At 44.6% G+C, this 4,735-nt stretch carries 4 protein-coding genes; all 4 read right to left on the bottom strand.

Features of this window, described 5'->3' with window-relative positions; genetic code table 11:
* The coding region (locus tag F6K20_RS24835; protein WP_287296409.1) for an aminopeptidase P N-terminal domain-containing protein at positions 1-474 on the bottom strand (474 nt) is incomplete at its 3' end.
* A gap of 51 nt (positions 475-525) precedes the next feature.
* Entirely contained in the window at positions 526-2,085 is a 1,560-nt protein-coding gene (locus F6K20_RS24830; protein WP_071103659.1) for a hybrid sensor histidine kinase/response regulator, read from the bottom strand.
* A 218-nt stretch (positions 2,086-2,303) separates the two neighbouring features.
* Positions 2,304-4,232 carry a sensor histidine kinase gene (locus tag F6K20_RS24825; RefSeq protein ID WP_071103658.1) on the bottom strand — a complete coding sequence of 643 codons (1,929 nt, stop codon included), beginning with the start codon at positions 4,230-4,232 and terminating at the stop codon, positions 2,304-2,306.
* On the bottom strand, positions 4,233-4,735 hold a 503-nt coding region (locus F6K20_RS24820; RefSeq protein ID WP_287296405.1), incomplete at its 5' end, for an MBL fold metallo-hydrolase.

Here is a 4,735-nt window from a genome sequence, read left to right as displayed (position 1 = left end):
TGCCATCGGTCCGGTTCCGTTTTTGGGATAAAGTCCCATCAACCTTTGCCAGTGTTTCAGGATGGTATCATTGAAAGGTTTATCCCGTCCCAAGTGGTAATAAATTCGATCGGCCTTTTTTAAATACTGAGGTAACTTCTCATTCAACTCAGTAATCGGATAGGTCTCATCCGCTCCAAATTGTTCTTTTGCTGCTTCCACACCTGTCCGATAGCCTGTCCAGACTTCTTTCTCTGGTTCTTTCGGTTGCACAAACAGGACAAATCGGTGTTCTTCGTGATGGGGCGCTAGTACAATTACTGCTTCTGGTTCATTGAAACCGGTCAAGTAAAAAAAATCGCTATCCTGTCGGAAATTGTATTCCACAGTATTATGCATAATGGCAACCGGGGCGCTCCGAAAGATTGCGGTCCCGTTGCCAATCTTACTCATCAACTGTTCACGACGCTCTTTATATTCGGTTTGTGGAATCATCCTTAGTTATTGGTTAGTTGTTTGCTATATTTCTTTTTAGCCCAAGCCCACCTATATAGAACTGGTTAATGGCAATTTTACCGTATAGGTTGTACCAACTCCGACTTGACTAGTTAAGGTAATTTGACCATGATGCAAATCCACAAACTTGCGGATCATGCCTAGCCCCATTCCTGAAGAATACATAGAACCAATATTACTAGCTCGGAAGAACGCTTCAAATAATTGTCCCTGACCTTCGGGCACAATCCCACTGCCTTGGTCTTTTACCTGGAACACAATTTGGTTATCTTCACAAAAAATTTCCAAAGCAATCATACTACCCTTCAAGGAGTAATGAGTTGCTAAGGTCAGCAAATTGCTCAAAATTTGCCGTAGGATTTGTTCATCCAGCTCAACTAGGCCAGGGTAATCCTGAGCAAATAACTCAATAGTATAGCGCTTTCCCACAATGATTTGCTGCTCTTCCACTAAACTGCGGCAGAATTCAACCACATCTACGGGCACACAGTTGAGCTGGAGTTCACCGGATTCAGCCTTGCTTAAGGTCAGAACATCCTCCATAATTCGAGTCATTCGCATCACTGATGATTGAATCCGATACAAGTTTCTTTCTTTTTTGTGCGGTGACAACTTGGAACCGTATTTTTGCAGGACTTCAGCAGCAGTTAGGATAATCGATAGGGGAGTGCGAAACTCATGGGAAATCCTAGCGATTAGGTCAGATTTCAGTTCCCCTAGTTCTTGTACTGCAGACAATATTTGACCCACTTGAGCTTCAGCTTGTCGGCTAGCGGCAGCTTTGGCTGGCAATTTTGATCTTTCTACTGCCAATAATTCTGGTTGTTGCTGTTCCCTGATATTCCACAGCACAAGAACTACACCCTTGATGGTACCATCTTCTTCTGTAATCGGGGAAGCACTATCTCCCACGGAGATCTTGCTACCGTCTTTGGCAATCAAACCTATGCCCTGATCCACAAAAATGACCCTTTCTTCCTGAAGCACTTCCATGACTGGGTTCTGGAGTGGGGTATCAGTGAGTTCGTCTACAATTTGAATCACATCTGTAATGCTTTGCCCAGAAGCTTCTGCTACTGTCCAGCCAGTGAGGGTTGCAGCTGCTGGGTTCATGTAGGTGATTGCTCCTGTTTCATTGGTAGCGATCACAGCATCATTAGTGGAGCTGAGTATTGTGGCTAGCAGATCCTGCTGTTTGACTAACTCTTTTTCCAGCTGGTGCCTATAGAGGGCCGTTTCAATCGCTACCCGCAATTCCCGTTCGTTAAATGGTTTGATCAGATACCCGAACGGTGCTGTCCTCTTAGCTCGGGCTAGGATACTCTCATCAGAGTGGGCTGTCAAATAGACTACTGGAATCTGGAATTGCTCTCGGATGCGCTGAGCAGCAGTTATGCCATCTATATCGTTTGGATCTAAGGTAATATCCATCAGGACTAAATCAGGCTGGTTATTGGCAGTGCTGCTGATAGCGCCCGTACCAGAGGTGACGCTATCGGTTACTGTGTATCCCAACTGTATGAGCTGTTCAGCAATAACTTCAGCTGTGATCGCTTCATCTTCAACCACTAAGATGTTTATTTGTGACATTTCCTAGTTATGGAATTGCTTTTCAAGTTACCGTGGGTTGTCCCTTGTCTTAACCTAAAAGCCAAGCCAGTGTGTTCTCCCTACTTAATAATTTTTGCTTTGGTTCTGTGCTGCCAGTTAGTTAACTGCCTCACAACCTGATAGTTCTATATCACAATTCGAGGGTGGGTCTTGAAAAATTTCCTAATGCTTTAAGCTTGTTTAAACTTGTTTAAACTTTATGAAAATTTAATTTTAAAGATAACACCATGACTTGTATCTAACTCAAGCTCACCTTTGAGTTGCTTAGTGGCTAGGGTATGGACTAAGCGTAGCCCTAGGGTCTTGGGGTTTGCTAAATCTATACCTTCTCGGATGCCAAGACCATTGTCACTGACCATCAGTTCAAAATAGTTATCCTCACGGCACTTAAAGTCAACAATAATTTCACCGCCATCTACTTCTGGAAAAGCGTGTTTGAGGGCATTGGAGACTAATTCATTAATAATTAAACCACAGGTAATGGCCCTGTCGATGTCCATAAATTTATTAACAAAATTAACCTTAATCCTAGGGGGATGATTACTACAGGTGTAAGATCTTAATAAGTCCTTAGTCAGAGATTGAATATAATCTTCGAAGTCAAGCTGGCTCAGGTTCTTAGAGCCATACAATTTCTCATGGATTAAGGCCATGACTTGGAGACGGTTGCGGCTTTCACAGATGATCTCCAGGATACTTTCATCATCTATATATCGAGATTGGAGGTAAAGGATTCCTGAGACAATTTGTAAATTGTTCTTGACCCGATGGTGAATCTCTTTAAGCAGTATGTCCTTGTTTTGGGCCTCTAGAGTTGCTGCTTCTGCTCTGATGCGATCGCTAATATCTCGACCTTCTAGGATTAACAACATTATATTTCCGTTGTCATCCCGCAACGGTTTCACGGAAAACTCCATCGTGATCACTTGACCCTGTAACCCTAGCACCGACCCTTGATAACGGACAAACTCACCGGTGGCTGCTTTAGCGATCGCATTTTTTAAAGGATTCTGGGTTTGAGTAGACTTTGTCCACCATTGGATTTGCCAGAAGGGCTTACCCACAATCTCTGACGGAGTTAATCCGCTAAAGTCAAGGGCGGTTTGGTTGGCTTCGAGCAAGGTACCATCTGGTTGCAGCAGCCAAGTAAATTGGCTGGTCTGGTCAAAGATGGCTTGGAATTTTCGCTGACTCTCTCCCAAAGCTTTCTCGACTTGCTTGGCTTTGGTAATGTCAGTGACAATACCATCAATGCGTATGGGGATACCATGGGCATCGGTGTGAATTTGGACGTGATCACGAATCCAGCGCACCTGCCCATCAGAGCGCACGATGCGATATTCTAAGTCAATACCGTCAATTGCCAGGAGTGATTGGGGTGACAACGGCAATGATTTATTGTTGATAAAATTTCGCTTCTGCTGAACTCGTTCTCGGTCTTCTGGGTGGATTACCTCTAGCCAAATATTTGAGTTAGCTAAAAAATCGGATATGCTATAACCATAAAGATTGTCAACAGCGGAGTTGAGGTAAAGCAGTTTGGAAGTTTGGGGGCGCACGGACCAAACCACATCCTCTAGGGAACTCAAAATACTTTCGAGACTTTCGAGTCGATTGTGGCTTAACTGTAATGCCAATTCGTTTTTTCCGAGTGCCTCTTGAGCCAGAATGCGTCCGCGAATCTCCTTGGCTAGTCTAGAATTGGTGGTTAAGAGTTCAGCAGTGCGTTGTTCAATCCGTCGTTCTAGCTCAAAGCTGGCTTGTCGTAACTTTTGGATCAGCTTCTGATTCTGGTCTTTGATCCAGCCGAGCCGCACAGCCAGTAAGACCACTACTATAATCCCCAAACTGACCTCTACTGAACCCCCGGTTAAACTCGGTGGACCAAAGTGAACAGCAGAGGCATAGATCAGGTACATTGCCCATACTGTGGCACTGGTAACTCCAGCAAGTAATCCGTCGATACTGGCAGTTAGGGCAACAGCAAAGATGAGAAGTACAAAGGGAGTTGGAACAATAAACCCAAACTGCCGTAGGGTTTCAATCCAGAAAATCATGCCTACAACCGCCACTCCACCAGTCCAGAAAGGCGGTTGCAGTCTGGGTAAGGGGCTAGGCAAGGGCATTTAAAAGTTGTAGTTGTAACTCATTAGTTGAATCACTGACCCATCCTGGGATAAATCCCCTGAGCTAATCCTAATGGTATCGTTTTTGGCACGGCGTATGGGTGTGTCCTTCATCAATGTTAAGAACTCCTCCACTGGTAAAATATCACACTGTTCGGCATCAGCCGCCTTGGTTCGGAAATGAGTAGGAATCATTATCTTTGCCTTAAGGAAATCAAATGCCTGTTTAGCTTCTTGAGGGTTGTAGGCTTTCGGTCCCCCTCCCACTGGAATTAACGCTAAATCAGGACGCCCGATCAGAATTTTCTGCTCAATATCTAGAGGGGCTGCTGCTCCTCCCAGATGTAGAATATTGATACCGTTTTGAGTCCATTTCCAAGCAACATTATTACCAAAGCGACGTCCACCGACTCGGTCGTGAGGAATACTAATTCCCTCTAATTTTAGCCCATTTGCTTGAAAAATACCCGGTTCAAAGAGGAGCCGGGGACTCCCCGGTATCA

The sequence above is a fragment of the Moorena sp. SIO2C4 genome, assembly GCF_010672485.1.
Classification (GTDB): domain Bacteria; phylum Cyanobacteriota; class Cyanobacteriia; order Cyanobacteriales; family Coleofasciculaceae; genus Moorena; species Moorena producens.
Note: the sequence above shows the minus strand (reverse complement) of the source record. Positions and strands in the feature narration are given on the sequence as shown.